Source organism: Pedobacter sp. JY14-1 (genome assembly GCF_029269825.1).
Taxonomy (GTDB): domain Bacteria; phylum Bacteroidota; class Bacteroidia; order Sphingobacteriales; family Sphingobacteriaceae; genus Pedobacter.
Map to the genome: position 1 here is coordinate 565,338 of NZ_JARJHU010000003.1, position 17,529 is coordinate 582,866.

At 47.7% G+C, this 17,529-nt stretch carries 15 protein-coding genes; 13 read left to right on the forward strand and 2 right to left on the reverse strand.

The window, feature by feature from the left end:
- The first annotated feature begins 18 nt into the window (after nucleotides 1-18).
- From P2W84_RS08540 to P2W84_RS08575, 8 genes are all read left to right on the forward strand, one after another.
- The gene (locus P2W84_RS08540; RefSeq protein ID WP_276089704.1) at nucleotides 19-2,646 is read left to right on the forward strand and encodes a prolyl oligopeptidase family serine peptidase; all 2,628 of its coding nucleotides are present in this window, start codon (nucleotides 19-21) and stop codon (nucleotides 2,644-2,646) included.
- Nucleotides 2,647-2,682: 36 nt separating this feature from the next.
- The gene (locus P2W84_RS08545; RefSeq protein WP_276089705.1) at nucleotides 2,683-5,322 is read left to right on the forward strand and encodes a sugar-binding domain-containing protein; all 2,640 of its coding nucleotides are present in this window, start codon (nucleotides 2,683-2,685) and stop codon (nucleotides 5,320-5,322) included.
- Between the two features lie 35 nt (nucleotides 5,323-5,357).
- Nucleotides 5,358-5,726: a hypothetical protein gene (locus P2W84_RS08550; protein WP_276089706.1), complete on the forward strand. Its 369-nt coding sequence runs from the start codon at nucleotides 5,358-5,360 to the stop codon at nucleotides 5,724-5,726.
- Between the two features lie 6 nt (nucleotides 5,727-5,732).
- Nucleotides 5,733-6,074 carry an AraC family transcriptional regulator gene (locus tag P2W84_RS08555; RefSeq protein WP_276089707.1) on the forward strand — a complete coding sequence of 114 codons (342 nt, stop codon included), beginning with the start codon at nucleotides 5,733-5,735 and terminating at the stop codon, nucleotides 6,072-6,074.
- Nucleotides 6,075-6,414: 340 nt separating this feature from the next.
- Nucleotides 6,415-7,071: a Crp/Fnr family transcriptional regulator gene (locus P2W84_RS08560; protein WP_276089708.1), complete on the forward strand. Its 657-nt coding sequence runs from the start codon at nucleotides 6,415-6,417 to the stop codon at nucleotides 7,069-7,071.
- Nucleotides 7,072-7,243: 172 nt separating this feature from the next.
- Nucleotides 7,244-7,600, forward strand: coding sequence for a hypothetical protein (locus P2W84_RS08565; RefSeq protein ID WP_276089709.1), 357 nt, complete (start codon nucleotides 7,244-7,246; stop codon nucleotides 7,598-7,600).
- Nucleotides 7,601-7,679: 79 nt separating this feature from the next.
- Entirely contained in the window at nucleotides 7,680-8,342 is a 663-nt protein-coding gene (locus P2W84_RS08570; RefSeq protein WP_276089710.1) for a DUF6266 family protein, read from the forward strand.
- Nucleotides 8,343-8,538: 196 nt separating this feature from the next.
- Nucleotides 8,539-9,180 carry a DUF6266 family protein gene (locus P2W84_RS08575; RefSeq protein ID WP_276089711.1) on the forward strand — a complete coding sequence of 214 codons (642 nt, stop codon included), beginning with the start codon at nucleotides 8,539-8,541 and terminating at the stop codon, nucleotides 9,178-9,180.
- A gap of 169 nt (nucleotides 9,181-9,349) precedes the next feature.
- On the opposite strand, the gene msrA is transcribed toward P2W84_RS08575, so the two are convergent.
- Nucleotides 9,350-9,961: a peptide-methionine (S)-S-oxide reductase MsrA gene (gene msrA / locus P2W84_RS08580; RefSeq protein ID WP_276089712.1), complete on the reverse strand. Its 612-nt coding sequence runs from the start codon at nucleotides 9,959-9,961 to the stop codon at nucleotides 9,350-9,352.
- 128 nt (nucleotides 9,962-10,089) lie between these two features.
- Here msrA and P2W84_RS08585 point away from each other — a divergent pair, with 128 nt between their 5' ends.
- Nucleotides 10,090-11,016 (forward strand): 2-oxoglutarate and iron-dependent oxygenase domain-containing protein, encoded by a 927-nt coding sequence (locus tag P2W84_RS08585; RefSeq protein ID WP_276089713.1) that lies wholly within the window; start codon nucleotides 10,090-10,092, stop codon nucleotides 11,014-11,016.
- 24 nt (nucleotides 11,017-11,040) lie between these two features.
- Here the strand turns inward: P2W84_RS08585 and P2W84_RS08590 are convergent, their stop codons facing one another.
- Nucleotides 11,041-12,837 carry a serine hydrolase gene (locus P2W84_RS08590; protein ID WP_276089714.1) on the reverse strand — a complete coding sequence of 599 codons (1,797 nt, stop codon included), beginning with the start codon at nucleotides 12,835-12,837 and terminating at the stop codon, nucleotides 11,041-11,043.
- 66 nt (nucleotides 12,838-12,903) lie between these two features.
- On the opposite strand from P2W84_RS08590, the gene mutL reads away from it, so the two are divergent.
- The 4 genes from mutL to P2W84_RS08610 are packed head-to-tail and all read left to right on the forward strand — an operon-like array spanning nucleotide 12,904 to nucleotide 17,516.
- Nucleotides 12,904-14,772: a DNA mismatch repair endonuclease MutL gene (gene mutL, locus P2W84_RS08595; protein ID WP_276089715.1), complete on the forward strand. Its 1,869-nt coding sequence runs from the start codon at nucleotides 12,904-12,906 to the stop codon at nucleotides 14,770-14,772.
- A gap of 2 nt (nucleotides 14,773-14,774) precedes the next feature.
- A complete protein-coding gene (locus P2W84_RS08600; RefSeq protein ID WP_276089716.1) occupies nucleotides 14,775-15,518 on the forward strand; it encodes a rhomboid family intramembrane serine protease in 744 nt (247 codons plus the stop codon).
- On the forward strand, nucleotides 15,511-16,398 hold the full coding sequence (locus tag P2W84_RS08605; protein ID WP_276089717.1) for a rhomboid family intramembrane serine protease: 888 nt from the start codon (nucleotides 15,511-15,513) through the stop codon (nucleotides 16,396-16,398). Before P2W84_RS08600 ends, P2W84_RS08605 begins: the two co-directional genes overlap by 8 nt.
- Entirely contained in the window at nucleotides 16,395-17,516 is a 1,122-nt protein-coding gene (locus P2W84_RS08610; RefSeq protein ID WP_276089718.1) for an endonuclease/exonuclease/phosphatase family protein, read from the forward strand. Before P2W84_RS08605 ends, P2W84_RS08610 begins: the two co-directional genes overlap by 4 nt.
- The last annotated feature ends 13 nt before the right edge of the window (nucleotides 17,517-17,529 follow it).

Consider the following 17,529-nt stretch of genomic DNA (forward strand, 5'->3'; position numbering starts at 1 on the left):
AACTTGAGGAGTGATTCGATGGAATCACCCCTCTTTATTCCACAGAGAAAAATGAATAGATATTTATTAATGTTTTGCTTGATTAGTCTTTTTTGTCACGCTCAAAAGAAAACGGTTAATAATACTTCCTATAAAGAGTGGGAAAGGCTATCATCTTATAACATAAGTAATGACGGAAAGTGGGTTTATTATGAGACTTCGAATCCTTCCTCAGGTTCTGAATACACATTACTGAACTTTAATGGCGAGGTAGTAAAAAGAATTCAAGGGATAAGAAGTCCTCAATTTAGCGAAGATAGTGCATACCTCATTTATACCTGTCATAATGATAGTGTGGGTATATTTAGGATGAAAGATCGATCATCCACTTATCTTCATGGAATTAATAATTATAAGCTCATCAATCGAAATAATAAGCCGTTTTTATTTTATAATAAGGCGGGAGAACTTTTTGTCTATGATCTATATCATTTTAAACACAAGTCTTATGGAAAGGCAGATAAATATTTTGTCGACCCGAAAAATAATTATGTGATAACCTATTCAAAAGCAGGCTTGCGTTTGGCTAGATTCAACGAAAAGAAAGATCAAATTATATATGATGATGAATGTTCAAATATCGTTTTGAGTGCAGACGGAAGTAAAATTGCGTTCTTCGCTGGCAAAAATACGGATAGGCGCATATTTGTTTACAATACGGTTAATAATACATTATACAAAGTTGTATCAAATTTCTCTCAGGGGATTAAAGAGAAGTTTGAATTAGCCAATATTTCTCTTTCTTTCAACGAAGCCAATGATGGAATTTTCTTTAATGTTATCTATCGTGATTCTGTTGGAAAGGATGCAAATTTAATTTGCGCCTCAGTAGACGTTTGGTCTTATAAAGACCTATTTATTCAGCCAAACCAAAAATTTTTATTAGATGAGGCTAGGAATAGAACATATACTTGTTTTACATTTTTAGCTAGACCTGAGAAAGTAATTCAGCTGGAAGATGTTGAACTAACGGTTGAACTAAGGATGAATCGATATGTTGTAGTTCGAAACAGAACAAATGAACACGAGGAATTTTATAATAAAGTACAAAAAAGACATTATGTTATAATTAATTTATTAACTGGTGAACGCGAGGAAGTCCCAGATATACCAAGTAGGTCGGGAGATATTATCAATCTTTCGAACCCTAAAAGTGATAAGTTCTTGGTGATTCATAATCTTACTACCGGTGCTGTCTTTTCTTTTCAACTAAGCTCCAAAACTATTATAAGCATTACTGATAAAGACCATACATTTACCAACGGTGTAAAGTGGTTTTCATTGGAAGATGACGTGATTTTGACAGATGGGTATGATCTCTGGAAGGTTGATTTACATGGTAAAGTAAAAAATAAAAACATTACAAATGGATTTGGCGCGAAAAATAGGATAAAGCTTAGGCCAATTTCGGGATTTGGCAGCATGTTAGATGCCAGAAATGCATTGTTAATTGCTCTCAATGATGATTCCAAAACCAATGGTTTCTGGAAGCTGAATGATGGGTTAGATCCTATCAAACTTTGTATGGATTCCTGTCTCTATTATTGGACGATTGTACCACATGATGGCGAAACATTTCCCCTAATTCAAGCAAGGGATCGCAAAATATATCTTGTGACCAAACAAACTGCGTCACATTCACCAAACTTATTTATATCGAATAATCTCCGGAGTTTTAGACAGCTTTCTCACGTACAACCTGAGAATAAATTTAACTGGCTGAAATCGGAATTGTTAACTTGGACGTTGGATGATGGTAGCAGATGGAAGGGCATACTTTATAAGCCCGAAAACTTTGATTCAAGCAAAAAATACCCCGTAATTTTTCATTTTTATCAATCGAAGAGTGATGAACTGAACTTTTACATGAGACCTGCCCTTAGTGGCGGATCATTAAGTATTCCCTGGTACGTAAGCAATGGCTATTTAGTATTCGTGCCAGATATTAAACCGGACTTCTCAAAAGGAAAGATCACGGAACATCTTATGAATGTATTTCCATCTGCTGTTCGATATTTGGGAAGTGAAAATTGGGTGGATAAAACCAAAATTGGTCTACAGGGACATAGTTTCGGTGGATATGAGACAAATTTATTGATTGCAAATTGTTCTTTATTTGCAGCAGCACAATCGTCTGCTGGTATTAGTAATGTAGTGAGCGATTATGGAGATATTAGATTTGGAGATGAATCCTTAAATTATTATTACGAGAAGGGTCAAGGTAATTTAGGAACCACACCATGGGATAATCCTGACGTTTTTGTGAAAAGCAGCGTTATCTTTAAAGCTAACAAGATTACTACTCCGCTACTACTCCAACATAATCAATCAGACGGAAATCTCTTTCGCCAGGGCGTAGAAATGTTTAGTGCTCTTCGGCGTTTGAAAAAGCCGGTTTGGATGCTTCAATATGATTATCATGAGCATGTAATTGATTTCCAGCATTCTAACCAGGCAGCTTTAGACTTTACAGTTCGTCAACAACAATTCTTCGACCATTACCTTAAGGATAAACCGGCTCCATTATGGATGGTCGAAGGCATCCCGGCGAAATATAAAGGCATAAAATCTGGTCTACAGCTCGACTCACTAAACCGTATCCCATAACAAGGTACCACTAACATACACATAAAAACCATACAAATGAAAGCACTAAAAACAGCGCTTATAGCGCTAGCTTTGCCCGTTATTTTCCGAAATACTGGCGAAGCACAACAAACCTGGAAGGCTCAGCCTAACCTAATCCAGACCAGATGGGCAAAGCAAGTAAGCCCCAATAATGCACTTAAAGAATATCCAAGACCACAGCAAGAACGTAAAAGCTGGCAGAACCTGAATGGTCTTTGGGAATATGCGATTACAAAAAAAGATGCCCGTATGCCGTCCAGCTATGATGGAAAAATACTAGTTCCATTTCCTGTTGAATCATCCCTTTCCGGGGTTAAACGGGAGCTGTTACCAGAACAAAACCTGTGGTACCGGAGAACAATAGAGAGTTCTCTCTCTTCGTTCGAGATGACGAACAAACGAATACTGTTGCACTTTGGTGCAGTAGATTGGCAGGCTACCGTTTACCTTAACGGAAAAGAAATAGGAAGCCATACTGGCGGCTATACCGCTTTCAGCTTTGACATCACCGGGCAGCTGAAAGCAGGAAAAAACGAGCTGACCGTAAAAGTATATGACCCAACAGATAAAGGAGTAGGCCCACATGGTAAGCAGGTGCTTAACCCGAGCAGCATTTACTATACACCAAGCAGCGGCATATGGCAAACCGTTTGGTTGGAGACGGTACCGGAGGAATACATTGAAGGATTGAAGATCACACCGGATGTGGATAAGGGAACGGTGAAGATCACTGTCAATTCCAGTAGTTCGGAAAAAGTAAGTATAAAAGTCTTTGAAGGTAAAAGAGAGATTGCTTCGGTTCCTCGCAATGACGTGAACACAGTTATCGAGATTCCTATAAAAAATGCGAAACTCTGGAGTCCGGATGATCCTTTTCTGTATGATCTTAAAGTTACCTTAGGAAAGGACAAAGTAAAAAGCTACTTCGGTATGCGCAAGATCAGTGTGGGCAAAGACGAAAAAGGCATTGACCGAATTATGTTGAACAATAGACCCTACTTCAACCTTGGAACACTTGATCAGGGCTTCTGGCCGGATGGTTTGTATACTGCTCCTACAGATGAAGCATTGGCATTTGATATAAAGGCCATCAAAGCTATGGGCTTCAATACCATCAGAAAGCACATCAAAGTTGAACCAGCAAGATGGTACTACCATGCCGACAAGCTAGGTATGCTGGTTTGGCAGGATATGGTAAACCCAAACCAAGGTTTACCTGACGGCTCGAAAAAAGCATTTGAACAGCAAAACAAAGAAACTATCGAACAACTGTATAGCTACCCAAGCATTACCACATGGGTTTTATTCAACGAGAAATGGGGACAATATGACCAGGCAAGGCTGACCAGTGAAATAAAAAAAGCAGACCCGAGCAGGCTGGTGAACGGACACAGCGGAGAATACCTGTATGTAAATAACCAACTACGCTCACCAAGCCCTGACGCTTATGTAAATGCGGATATGACTGATGTACATAGCTATCCGAATCCTATGATTTCCGAAAAGCAAGCAGGTAAAGCAAGGGTGCTGGGTGAATTTGGTGGCATTGGTGCACCCATAGAAGACCATCTCTGGGACGACACCAAAGCAGGCTGGGGTTATGATGGTATAGTGACTCCGCAGAAAATGAAAGCGCAATATTCGGCAATGGTTAATTCACTGGTGAAATTAAAAGAACAAGGTTTAAGTGGATCGATCTATACCCAACCGTTTGATGTGGAGACGGAGCAAAATGGTATCATGACTTATGACAGGGAGCTTATTAAGCTAAAACCGGAAGACCTGAGAACGATTCATGCAAAACTACAGCCAGTAACGGCAAACTATCTAAGCGCAACCAAAGGCTTCACCGCTAAAGTAGCAGATACTGTAAGCAAAACTTACCAGGAAAGGCTGGCAGAATACAAAGCAGGTAAGAATGACCAGCAGTTTTTAAGGAACCTGGCTTTGATGGCAGTGGCTCAAAAGGATATTGAGCATGCAAAAGCAATTGCTGGGCGTTACATAACCGGACTAAAAGATCCGTTTACAGAAGCAAATCTCAACTTCATCTTGATGTTTACCGCAACGGAAGCAGACCCAGGGCATAAACTGATTATGGAAAACCTGGACAGACTTTCAAAAGTGAATGCGTCCAAAGGAGCGCTTCGGTATGCTCAAAATATCATTTTCAAAACGGAAGTTTCTCATTTGCTGACTGAAAACCCTGACTGGTCAGCAGTAGATGCTATAATTAAAAAGTATCCTGCATTGGACGGAGAGCTGATTGTTGGGCTTTCTGTAATTAGGTACAGAAATGCGGTCGCTCAAAAACAACAAAATGCGACAAGGAACCTGGTAGAAGCCGCAACCCGCTACGATGACCGGTATAACGGAGGAACTTATAATGATTGGGCATGGCAACTCTTTGAAAGTACCAACAACAAAAAGGAATTGGAAAAGGCTTTGGAGTGGAGCAGAAAATCATTGGTAATTGATCCGAAGAGTGCCATGCAAATGGACACCTATGCAAACCTCCTGCATAAACTCGGAAAGACGACCGAAGCCATTGAATGGGAAAAGAAAGCAGTAGCACAGGACCCGAATGAGCAGGTGTTTAAGGATACACTGGAAAAAATGGAAAAAGGGCTTAGTACCTGGCCGGAGATGAAATAACATTTTAACAAAGAATTCATCATCAAAAATTTCACATGACCATACCACAAGCAATTGAACATTTGATCAGCAGCAAACCGGGTATCCGGCGGAGCCAGGTTGCCGAGGCATTGAACCTGACCCAGGGTTCCTTACTGAAGATCATGCGGGAGGAAAAGGACCTTCCTTTCCTGGCCGCGGTAAAACTGCTCGACTACTTTAAGATCTCCTTTGAGGAGTTTGTCGGCATGCTGAGCCGGGAGCAGCTGGAGCAGCAGGAGATTTCAAGGCTAAAGCACGCCAGGAGAATGGAGCGGCGCAGAGCCGAAGGCGATATCATAACCACAGTGCGTGCGGATGAACTGGAGCACATTACCGGACTGGAACTGATGACCACGGTGATGGAGGTACTGCGGGGTGAATGATTGGGTATGACCAGCGAGTTGGAAATTCTTCTTGAACGGCATTTCCGTGAGCAGCGGCACCCGGAGTTTTATGCGGCGAGGTTGAATACGACGTTGTACGTGTTGAATGGGTTTACCAAGAGGCGATTTGGCAAGACTGTTTATGAGCTGATTCAGGAACGGTTGCACCGGGAGGCGCTTCATCTCCTCATACATTCATCCCTAAAGGTAAGCGAGATTGCGTATACGATTGGTTGTTGTGACCATGGGCATTTTACCAGGAGTTTTAAGAGGCGGGAGGGGGTTTCGCCGGTACGGTTCAAGAGATCTCTCGCTGCGCTCGAGATGACGGGCGGAAGCTTGAGATGATGGCTTTTCAGGGGGTAAGAACGACTTTTGAGATAAGAGGCCGTAACGGATAGTTGCGGCCTTTTTGTTTTTTAAATGTTTGGTTATCAGTATTTTGAGGATAAAAATTATGTTCTTTTTTCTTTGTTTTTACAACTGAGGGTTATACTTTTGCGGCCATTCAGGAATCGATACTACACCATACGTTTACGAACATTGATCAACTGCTTCCGGGGCTGGTGGCAGGAACGGCGTTCTGCTGTTATCAGAAATTGACGGCTTTCAAATTATAGGGAAAATAATGAGGATCGGTTATTGACTAAGCAGAATTTTCTGTTTTCGATTTTATAATTATTTACTGATGAAAAACAAAATTATTATACCACTGAGTACTGAAGAAGAACAGGATCTGAAAATGAGTACGGTGGTTTACCTGAAAGGTCTGCTTGATGCACCCTTTCCCGGTGCGCTGGAGCAAGACCTGATGCAATCTGATGCGTTGTTGCCGGTTCGCCATTTTAAAGGTGACCTGTTGCTGCAGCCGGGGAAAAATGTAGATATGGCCTGGTTCCTGAAGAAGGGCCTGGTAAAGATGTATTATTATACCAGGGAAGGCTGCCTGGTGATGTCTTATATCTGGAATGCGGAAAGTATCGTGGTGCTGTTCCGGAAATTCAGGAAAGGCAAAAGGAACCGCAAGTATTATATGGAGGTGATGGAAGGCAGCGAGCTGGTGGGGATCAGCAGTGCAACCATGCAACTCGTCTATGCACAGCATCCCTTTGCCCAGGAACTGACCGATGAGATACTGGCCAGGCAGACCCAGCAGGAAGAACTTCAGAAGGAGATCCTTCAGATAACCGACCGTAAGGAACGCTATAAAAGGCTGAAGGAACTGTTCCCTGAATTCCTTACGGATGGCAAGTGGAGGCTTACCAATGCAGAGATATGCGCGTTTATTGGTATTTCAGCCGGAACACTGGCAGAATCGAGGAAATTGTATCCTGAAGGGGTATAGAAATAGCAGGGAAGGGTCTCAGGAATAGAACCTTCCCTGCAAAAGTAGTCCTTACTTTTGTGCCGTTGAATGATTGCTTCCGGAGGCGTCTTTCAACAGGCTTCCTGAAAGGGAGCGGAGGACCGGGGCATTGTCCCCGGTCCTTCATCTAACCAAAACGTTTTTAAAATACTTGAACAGAAATGAGTTGTTGCTGCGGGTTTATAAGTCTGCAGATTTGCAGGGCTGCCTGCATGTGAAGCTTGAAAGGGCTTGCTACAAGGTGCCTGGAATTGCAGGCGTCTGGGTGCTTGTTGCGGAACTGGTGCAGTTGGGCCGTGCCGTTGCCACGGGTGCCGCACAGGATTGCTGCCTCAGGTTTTGCACGGTTTACCGGATGGAATGGTACCTGCACTGCTGCTTTTCCGGCAGTGTGGTAGCGCTTGAACTCCGGGTAAGGGAGCAGCGCAAGTTTAGCCTTCAGGTAGGGGCAAAGGAGTTTGTGCTGGCTGTAGAGGGGCTGAGCATGAATTTTCCGAGGTTCTTTTGAGCTAATGAGCTGGTATCGTTGTTAGCCACAGCTATAAAAAGGCTTGCAATCGTCATGGACCCATTTAAAATTAGAAATTATGGGAAGAACAAGAACAGGAGTCCTTGGCGATGCGTCGGGACGTGTAGACAACGTGGTATTTGCGGAGTACAGGGACGATAACGTGATCCGCAAGCGGCCTAAGAAATCCTCAAAGCCTGCAACGGCTGCGCAGCTGGCCTGGCGGGCATCGTTTGAACTGATGCGCAGCTTTATGAGCAAGGATTGTAAGTCGCTGTTTAATGTGGGCTTTCAGTCGGCCCGGCAGCAGGGGATAACGCCTTTCAACAAGGCTTTTTCACTGAATGTGAGGCATGCGGTAGCGGGTGTTTACCCGGCCCTGGCCATTGACTATGCGGAGGTGCTGTTTGCAAAAGGTGACCTGAAGGCGGTGCAGGCGCCGGTGCTGGCGACAACTGTGGATGGGCAGATTGATGTGAGCTGGAATGACAATTCTCCTGCTGCTGATGCGGATGATCTTTTGCATCCGGGACTGGATAAGATTACGGTGCTGGCGCACTGCCCGGTGTTGCAGGACTGGGTGATCCAGGAGGGAGCAGCGTTAAGGACTGCTGCGGCTTATGACTTGCAGGTGCCTGCTTTGTGGTCTGGCAAGGAGGTGCAGGTGTGGGGGTATTTTGTAAGGTCGGATGGGAAGAAGGTGAGTGCGTCGAAGTATATGGGGGTGATTGAGGTGCAGTAGGGTTTTAGGGTTCTGCCTGCCGTCTACTCGAGGGCACCGAGAGATCTCTTGTTCTGGTAGGGTTCAAGAGATCCCTCCTATCGTCGGGATGACGGTTGGGAGCATGGGATGACGTAAAGAGGGACTGGAATGACGTTAAAGCGGGAATGGGATGACGGGTGCGTTGTAAAATGTGTTGTATAAAAGGTGAAATATTATGGCAAGATATAAGAATGGTATAAATGGGCCGGTGAGCGGCAAGGTGGGGAATGTGGTGGCGTCGAGCTGGCGAGGTGTGACTTATTTCAGGGCGAAAGCGAGGGCGGTGCGGGTATCGTCGGAGGCGCAGGAGTTGCAGCGGTTGAAGTTTAAACTGGTGCGGAAATGGTTACAGCCGTTGTTCGCTGTGATTAATGTTGGTTACCGGTTTTTTACGGAAAGCAAGACGCCAATGAACGGGTGTGTTGGCTATCACCTGAAGGAGGCGGTACGGGAGGTTGACGGACATTTTGTAATTGATTTCGCAAAGGCAATTTTCAGCAGGGGCGAGCTGCTGATTTCGCTGGTAAGGGCGGTGATCAGATTGCCTGAGTCGCTGCTTCAGATCTTATGGGATGATGTACAGGAGAATGTGTTTTGTTTGAGGACGGACCGGCTGACGGTGGTGGTATACTGTCCGGAGTGTAATGAGTTCGCAGTGTTTGAGGGTGTCGCGCAGCGGGGAGACGGGCAGGTGAAGCTGACGTTGCCTGCGGGTTTCTCCCGGACGTCTGATGAGCCGGTGCATGTCTGGATGCAGTATTTAAGTGAGATGGGGGATGCGGTAAGTACGACTCAGTATCTGGGGAAATTGACTTAGCTAATTTACTCAGTACACTGAGTAAATTTTCAGATTGTGTTACAAGGTGCTGATATTGGGTTGTTTATTGGCCAAATAAAAGAGACAGGAAAGCGTATTCAAGTCGGAAGATTTCCGGATTAAATTAGTTTCAAAAGCAAAAAGCGCACTGGAATGGTGCGCTTTTTTGTTATTTGTGTTTGAGTTTGTCTTTGAAGACTTTCTCGAATTTTTCGACTTTGGGCTGGATGACGGCGCGGCAATAGGGCTGGTTGCCGTTGAGGTTGAAGTAGTTCTGGTGATAGTCTTCAGCGGGGTAGAAGGGTGCGGCTTTTTCGACGGCGGTGACGACAGGTTTACCGTAGACGTTCTTGTCGTTGAGCTCCTTCTTGTATTTCTCTGCTAGGGCCTTTTGGGTGTCGTCGTGATAGAAGACCACGGAGCGGTATTGCGGGCCGACATCATTACCCTGACGGTTAAGCGTAGTAGGGTCGTGTGTTTTCCAGAAGACTTCAAGCAGTTCATCGTAGCTGATCTTTTTAGGATCGTAGGTGATCTCAAGCACTTCCGCATGACCGGTGGTGCCGGTGCATACTTCTTTATAAGTAGGGTTGGCCACTGAGCCGCCCTCGTAGCCCGAACGTACCGCAGTGACGCCGTTCAGGCGCTGGAAAATGGCTTCAGTGCACCAGAAACATCCGTTTCCAAAGGTCGCCTTTTGTAATTTCGCGGACTGTGCGTCGGCAGTGTCAGCTGTGCCCGCCGAAAGGAGTATCATTATCATAATCAGTAATTTTTTCATGTGTCTCGTGGTTATTTCGTTACTTAATACAAAGTACGGCAGGGAGACAGTTATAGTTTCAACAATACGAATTTATTGACAATAGTTTTATAAATTCGTCTTAACTTTTCATAAAAAACACAAAACCAATGTCTGCACCTTACATTCCATGTCTTGATCTGGGTACCTATATTAACGGCTCTGAAGCACAACGCAAGCAGTTTTCTGATGAACTGGGCAGGGCGTTCAACGATTCGGGCTTTGTAACGATCACCAATCATGGTCTTGACCAGGAACTGATCGACAAGCTGTACCGGAACATACAGGCGATGTTTGGCCTGCCATCGGCCGTGAAGCAGCAATATGAGCGCCCGGAGCTGGCCGGACAGCGTGGCTATACCAGCCCGGGACGGGAGACGGCAAAGGGTGCAATGACGGCCGACCTGAAGGAGTTCTGGCAGATCGGGCAGGATGATAACCTTTACCTGGAAGAAGTGCCAGAGTTTAACAATGTGACCAGGGAGATCTTTGTGAAGCTGGAGGAAAGCGGTAAGCAACTGCTGAGAGCCATTGCCAGTTACCTGGAGCTGCCGGTAACTTATTTTGACCAGCACGTGGACAAGGGTAATTCCATACTGAGGGGCATACATTATTTTCCGATAGAAAACCCGGATGCCTTACCTGCTGATGCGGTAAGGGCAGGTGCACATGAAGACATTAACCTCATTACGCTGCTGATCGGTGCGAGTGCCGACGGCCTGGAGGTACTGACGCGGAGCGATGAATGGCTGCCGATAAAAGCAGGACATACCGATATCGTCGTGAATGTAGGCGACATGCTGCAAAGGCTGACGAACAACAAGCTGCGCTCGACGACGCACCGGGTGGTGAACCCGCCGCGTGAACTGATGAAGACTTCCCGTTATTCTGTGCCGTTCTTCCTCCATCCTAAGGCGGAAATGGACCTGACAAGCCTGGATTCCTGCATTGATGCGGAACATCCGAAGGTATACAGCGATATGACCGCCGGGGAATACCTGGATGAAAGGCTCAGGGAAATTGGCCTGAAAAAATAAATACTATCTTAGAAAAGGCGTCTATTAAAGCCCTTTATCGATTGCTCTGTTGAGTACGTCCTGTATCCGTCCGCGTATCTTCATATTGCCCAGCTTGTCTGTAACGGTGGGATTTACCCTGTTGGACAAAAAGATATAGACGAGCTGCCGGGCCGGATCTACCCATACGCAGGTGCCGGTATAGCCGGTATGTCCATAGGTCTGGGGCGAAGCCAGCTCTGAAGGGTACTGCTTGCTGACGACGGGGTCCCAGCGGTCGAAACCGAGGCCCCTTCTGCTGACGGCAGACTGTTTGGCGGTGAACATTTCTACGGTGCGTGGCTCGAAGTATTGCTGCCCGCCATAACTGCCCTTGTTGAGCAGCATCTGGTAAATGATGGCGAGGTCGTTGGCACTGGCAAACAGACCCGCATGCCCGGATACCCCGCCCACCAGGGCGGCACCCTGGTCATGTACATAACCTTCCAGCAGAGTCTTGCGGAAATAGGTATCGTTCTCTGTGGGTACGATCTGTTCCCTGGGGAAGCGATTGCGCGGCAGGAACCCGGCGGTCTGCATGCCGAGTGGTTTGTAGAAATTTTCTGCGACGTAGTCGTTGAGCGGTGTTTCGCTGATGCGCTCTACGATGTCTTTCATGACATACATGCTGATGTCACTGTAGACATATTGCCCGCGTGTTTTGATGGGGGCATTGAGCATTTTCGGCCACATGACCTCTTTAAAATAGTCTTTACGGATATAGTACCCGTCGGCTACCTTGGTGGGGAAGGCTGCACTGGAATCGCTGCTGTGATCGGCAGGGGTCACAAAGTCGTGGAAGGGAATATAAGGGATGAAACCTGCCTGGTGCAGCATGACTTCGCGTACCTGGATGTTGTTCATGGGCAGGGCGCGCGCCCTTGGGATGTATGCACCCACATTGGTGTCGAGGTTGAGCTTATGCTCTTCATAGAGCCGCATAACGGCTGGCGTGGTGGCGGTGGTCTTGGTTACGGAAGCGAGGTCGAAAATGTCGCTGACCTTTTCCGGGATACCTCCGTAGGTATGGTTGCCATAAGCTTTGTTGAAGATGACCTTTCCGTCTCTGACGGCCAGTACGACCATGCCTGGTGCCGCCTTGGCACGGATCGCTTCTTCGGCGATGGCATCGATTTCCCGGAGGTTATCGGCGTTGACAAGGGCATCTTCGGGCAGGGTATATTTCAGGCGTGTGGCTACGGTGCTGAAGCCCGAGCCTGCGGTGTATTTGCTTGAATAGCTGATGGCTAGTTTTTTACTGACGCCAATGCCGCCGAAAATGACCTGCGGCACTATGCTGGCCGCAAGTGGGGTATTCTGGTCGGTCCAGATGATGGGGGCCTGCAGGGAATCGAGCATGGCCAGGCTTCGGCCCTCCCCGAAAAGGGCCAGGACCACTTGTTTGCTTTTAGCGAGATTGAGGATGAAGCGGGTGTTCCGGGTATCGCCGGCGGATACGGAAGGCAGGGTGACAACCACCGTATTGAAGTATTTCAGGTCGTCTTCAAGCGTGTTGAGGGCCGTATTCTGCGCATAACTGGCAGCGCTGAACGAGGTCACCTTAGTGTACTTATTGAGCAGGCTGTCAAAGGTTTGCTGCTGTGTATAGCCGAGGCTCACGGAGGCGACATGCTTCCTGTCGAGGCCGGTAAGGGGGATGGTATTGTTCTGGTTATTGAGCAGTACCGTGCCGGATGCGATGCTGTTCAGCAAGGCCAGTGTCTGCTCGTTCTGGCGGTGGTCCTGTGCGCAGGCGGATAGGGTAAAAAGTGTCAGGAAACTGATAATAAGGAGATTTTTCATGACCTTAAAGGTATAAAAAGCATTGCATTTTTACCTAAATTAGCGACGTTTACCGAGGAATCATTCATGTCAGATATCATACAGCTTTTACCCGATAGTGTAGCGAACCAGATTGCGGCGGGAGAGGTGGTGCAGCGTCCTGCATCGGCGGTCAAGGAACTTCTGGAAAATGCAATAGATGCGGGGGCGGGCAAGGTGCAGCTGATTGTAAAGGATGCCGGTAAGGCGTTGATCCAGGTGATCGATAATGGCTGCGGCATGAGCCCGGCTGATGCAAGGATGTGTTTTGAACGCCATGCGACCTCTAAGGTCCGCAAGGCGGAGGACCTGTTCGCGATCCGTACGATGGGCTTCAGGGGTGAGGCGATGGCTTCGATTGCGGCGATCGCCCAGGTAGAGCTGAAGACCCGCAGGCATGACGACGAACTGGGGACGCTGATCGAGATCGAGGGCTCGGAGCTGCTGCGAGAAACACCGGTGGCTGCGCCCGAGGGCACGAGCATCTGTGTGAAGAACCTGTTCTTCAACACGCCTGCGCGCAGGAATTTTCTGAAGAGCAACCCGGCGGAGATGCGCCATATTATCGATGAGTTTCAGCGGGTGGCGATGGCCAACCCGAACATCGCCTTCAGCCTGCACCATGATGGTAACGAGATCTTCAGGCTGGGCCCGGCTACCCTGAAACAGCGAATCGTACACTTGTTTGGCAACAATTATAATGAGCGTCTGATCCCGGTAGAGGAGGAGACCAGCATCATGCGGCTGAAAGGCTTTATCGGCAAGCCGGAATTTGCGAAAAAGACGCGGGGCGAGCAGTTCTTCTTCATGAACAACCGCTTTATCAAAGACCCTTACCTGAACCATGCGGTGACCAGGGCCTATGAGGAACTGCTGCCGGAAGATAATTTTCCGTTATATGTGCTGTTCATTGAGATGGACCCTTCGCACATCGACGTGAACGTACACCCCACAAAAACGGAGATCAAATACCTGGATGAGAAATCGGTGTATGCGATCCTGCATTCTGCGGTGAAGCGTTCGCTGGGCAGGTTCAACATCAGCCCCACGATAGACTTTGACCAGGAGACGGGTTTCAGCAATATGATCACGCCGAAAGCACCGGATGAGATTGTACCGCCAAGCATCAGTTTCAATCCTGATTTCAATCCCTTTGCGGCAGATAAGCCCGCTGCTAAGGAGCAGCCTTATGCCGCATACCCAAGGAGCTACAGCAACGGGACGGCGGCGGGGATGAAGCCGGACGTGCGCAACTGGGGCAAGTTGTATGAGATCGTGGAAAATAAGGTGGAGGAGCAGGCTGAACTTTATGCCGGGACCCCGGCTACTGAGCAACAGGTGCCGGTGACGAAACAGCTGATGCAGCTGCATAACCGTTATATCATTTCCCAGATCAAATCGGGACTGATGCTGATTGACCAGCAGGCGGCCCATGAGCGGATCCTGTATGAGCGGTTCCTGCTGCACCTGGAAGACCGGAAGGGTGCTTCGCAGCAGAGCTTGTTCCCGCAGACGGTGACCCTGAGCCCTGCTGACTATGAACTTGCCAGGGGTTTGCTGGACGACATCAAAAGCCTTGGCTTTGAAGTGCGGGAGTTTGGCAGGAATACACTGGTGATCGAGGGCATACCGGTTGACCTGGGCAGTAACAACATCAATGAGACCGAGTTATTTGAACACCTGATCGAGGGGTTCAAGAATTCGAGACAGGAACTTAAACTGGACAAGCGCGACGCGCTGGCCAGGAGCATGGCCAGGAACAGCGCGATAAAAAGTGGTACTGTTTTGGACCAGATGGAAATGAATATGCTGATCGAGCAGCTTTTTGCCTGTAAAACGCCTAACTTCAGCATCAATGGCCGTCCTGTTGTCCAGACAATAGGGCTGGCTGAACTGGATAAAAAGTTTGAAAAATAAAGATGATCAATAACACTTATATACCTCCTGTCGTTAAAAACCTGCTGATCATTAACGGGATTTTCTTTGCGGCAAAATACATCCTGTCGGGTGTTGACCTGGATTACTTGCTGGGCGCATTCTATTTTGACTCGCCGTTTTTCAGGGTATGGCAGTTCCTGACCTATATGTTCATGCACGGGAACTTCATGCATATCCTGTTCAATATGTTCGCGCTTTTCACTTTCGGGGGTATCCTGGAAAGCCGCTGGGGGGTAAAGCGGTTCATTAATTTTTACCTGATCACCGGGCTGGGAGCGGTTGCACTCCAGATGGCGGTACAGGCTTACGAGGTACACCACATCACCGGAGCCTTTACCGGCGCAATGCAGGATATCTCGGTTAATAATGGTTATATCACCGGCCGGCCAGCACTGGCACACCTGACACAGGACCAGTTTGAGACACTCCTGGGCATTTACGGGGCACCTATGGTCGGTGCCTCCGGAGCGATCTTTGGCCTGCTTGTTGCGTTCGGAATGCTTTATCCGAATGCCGAACTGTTTATCATGTTTATCCCCGTGCCGGTAAAGGCGAAATACATCATTCCTGTATATATATTGCTGGAGCTTTCCATGGGGGTCGCAAAGATACCGGGAGATTCAGTAGCGCACTATGCCCATTTGGGCGGGGCTTTGCTGGGCTTTATCCTGGTGAAGCTCTGGAAGGATAAGGATAACAACAGATTTTACAGATATTATGAATAATTTGTTCCAGGATCTCAGGTATAAGGTGTTCCAGTCGGGCAACCCTTTATACTTTTACATCGGCCTTAATACGATTATTTTTGTGGTATTGGCCCTGGTCGGGCTGCCATCTTTTCTGGCGGGCAACGGTGGGCTGGTGTATGATGTGTATGTCAGGGAATATGCAGGCTTTCCTGCCCTCCTCAGCAAACTGCCTTACCGGTTTTATACGATATTTACCTATCCGTTCTTTCATGATGGCCTGCTGCACCTGTTCTTTAATATGCTGGTGCTGTACTGGATGGGACAGATATTCCTCGATTTCCTGAAGCCGAGGCAATTTCATTTTGTTTACCTGTCTGGCGGCGTGGCCGGGGCACTGGTCTATCTGGGTGCTTATAACCTGTTTCCCGTATTTGCGCAGGTGACTGCTTCAGGTGCTGCGACCATCATCGGTTCTTCGGCCTCGGTAATGGCGGTTGTAGTGGCTGCTGCGACGTTGCTGCCGGACTACAGCATAAGGCTGCTGTTGTTTGGCGACGTGAAACTGAAATACCTGGCCCTGGCCTATGTAGTGCTGGACCTGATCGGCATTGCCAGTGTCAATGCGGGTGGTAGCTTTGCCCACCTGGGTGGTGCCTTGCTGGGTTTTGTTTATATCAAAGCCTTACAGAACGGCAGTGACTGGAGTAATCTCTTTAAGAAGAACCGGCACAAGCTGCGGGTAGTGAAGAATGAGCGGAGATCGGGCAGGACGGGAAAAGCGGGGAGCGGTAAACCCAGTGCAGTAAACCAGGAACAGATCGATGCCATCCTGGATAAGATATCTCAATCTGGCTATGACAAGCTGACCAGGGAAGAAAAGGAAACTTTGTTTAAAGCGAGTAAGCACCAGGAATGAGGAAAAGAAAGAAGACTGGAACTACGTTTGCGGACAAGCTGGTCCGGTTGCTTGCCCTGGTACTGGCCCTGATGCTGGTGCTGGGTTTTCTTGCCGGCAGGTTTGATCCGAGGGAATATCCGTACATTCCGTTTTTTGGCCTGGCCTATCCTTTTGTGCTTTTCCTGAATGTGCTGATGATTGCCTGGTGGCTGCTGAGGCGGCGGTGGGTCTTTGCGCTGGGTACGCTGGTGCTGATCCTTTGCGGACAACGGGCGTTGCATGCTACCTTCGGGCTGATCGGTTCGAAGGGCGAGGGCCCGAAGGCAAAACCGGAACACATCCGCATGATGACTTATAATGTGCACGCCTTCCGGCCTTACGGGCTGGATGCTACTGATTCCGTACGTCACGAAATGCTGGAGGTGATCAGGAAGGAGGACCCGGACATCATCTGTTTCCAGGAGTACTTCAGCCGGAATAAGGGAAGCTATGCAATGACGGACAGTCTCAAGCGCATCCTCAGGACCCGTCATTTCTATTTCCAGTCCTCGAACGGGAACAGTTATGAGGCCTTTGGCCTGGCTATATTTTCCCGTTATCCGATAAAAGGGACTGGTGTGATTGAGTTCAGTGAGAATTCGGGGAGTAACGCCAGTATTTATGCGGACCTGCTGGTGCAGGGACGGCAGATCAGGGTGTATAACGTACATCTTCAGTCTATTTCTTTTAAGGAGCAGGACTATGACTATATCGATAAGGTATCGCAGCATATGGACGCCGAGATTGTTCCTTCGAGACGGATACTGGGTATGCTGAAGCGTGCCTTCATTAAGCGCAGCGCCCAGGTGGACATTATGAAGCAGAACCTGGATTCCTGTAAGACGCCGTTTCTGATCGCGGGTGATTTTAACGATACCCCGGCTTCGTACGCGGTCGCCCGGATGACTCATTCGCTGAAAAACACCTTTGTGGAGCAGGGGACTGGTCTGGGACGTACGTATAACGGGAAGTTCCCGAATTTCCAGATTGACTATATCAGTGCGACGAAGGAATTCAGGGTGCTTAACCACCGCGTGATCGAGGCCAAACTCTCTGATCATTTTCCTGTGCGGAGCGACCTCAGATTAAACTTTTAAAAAACATTACATT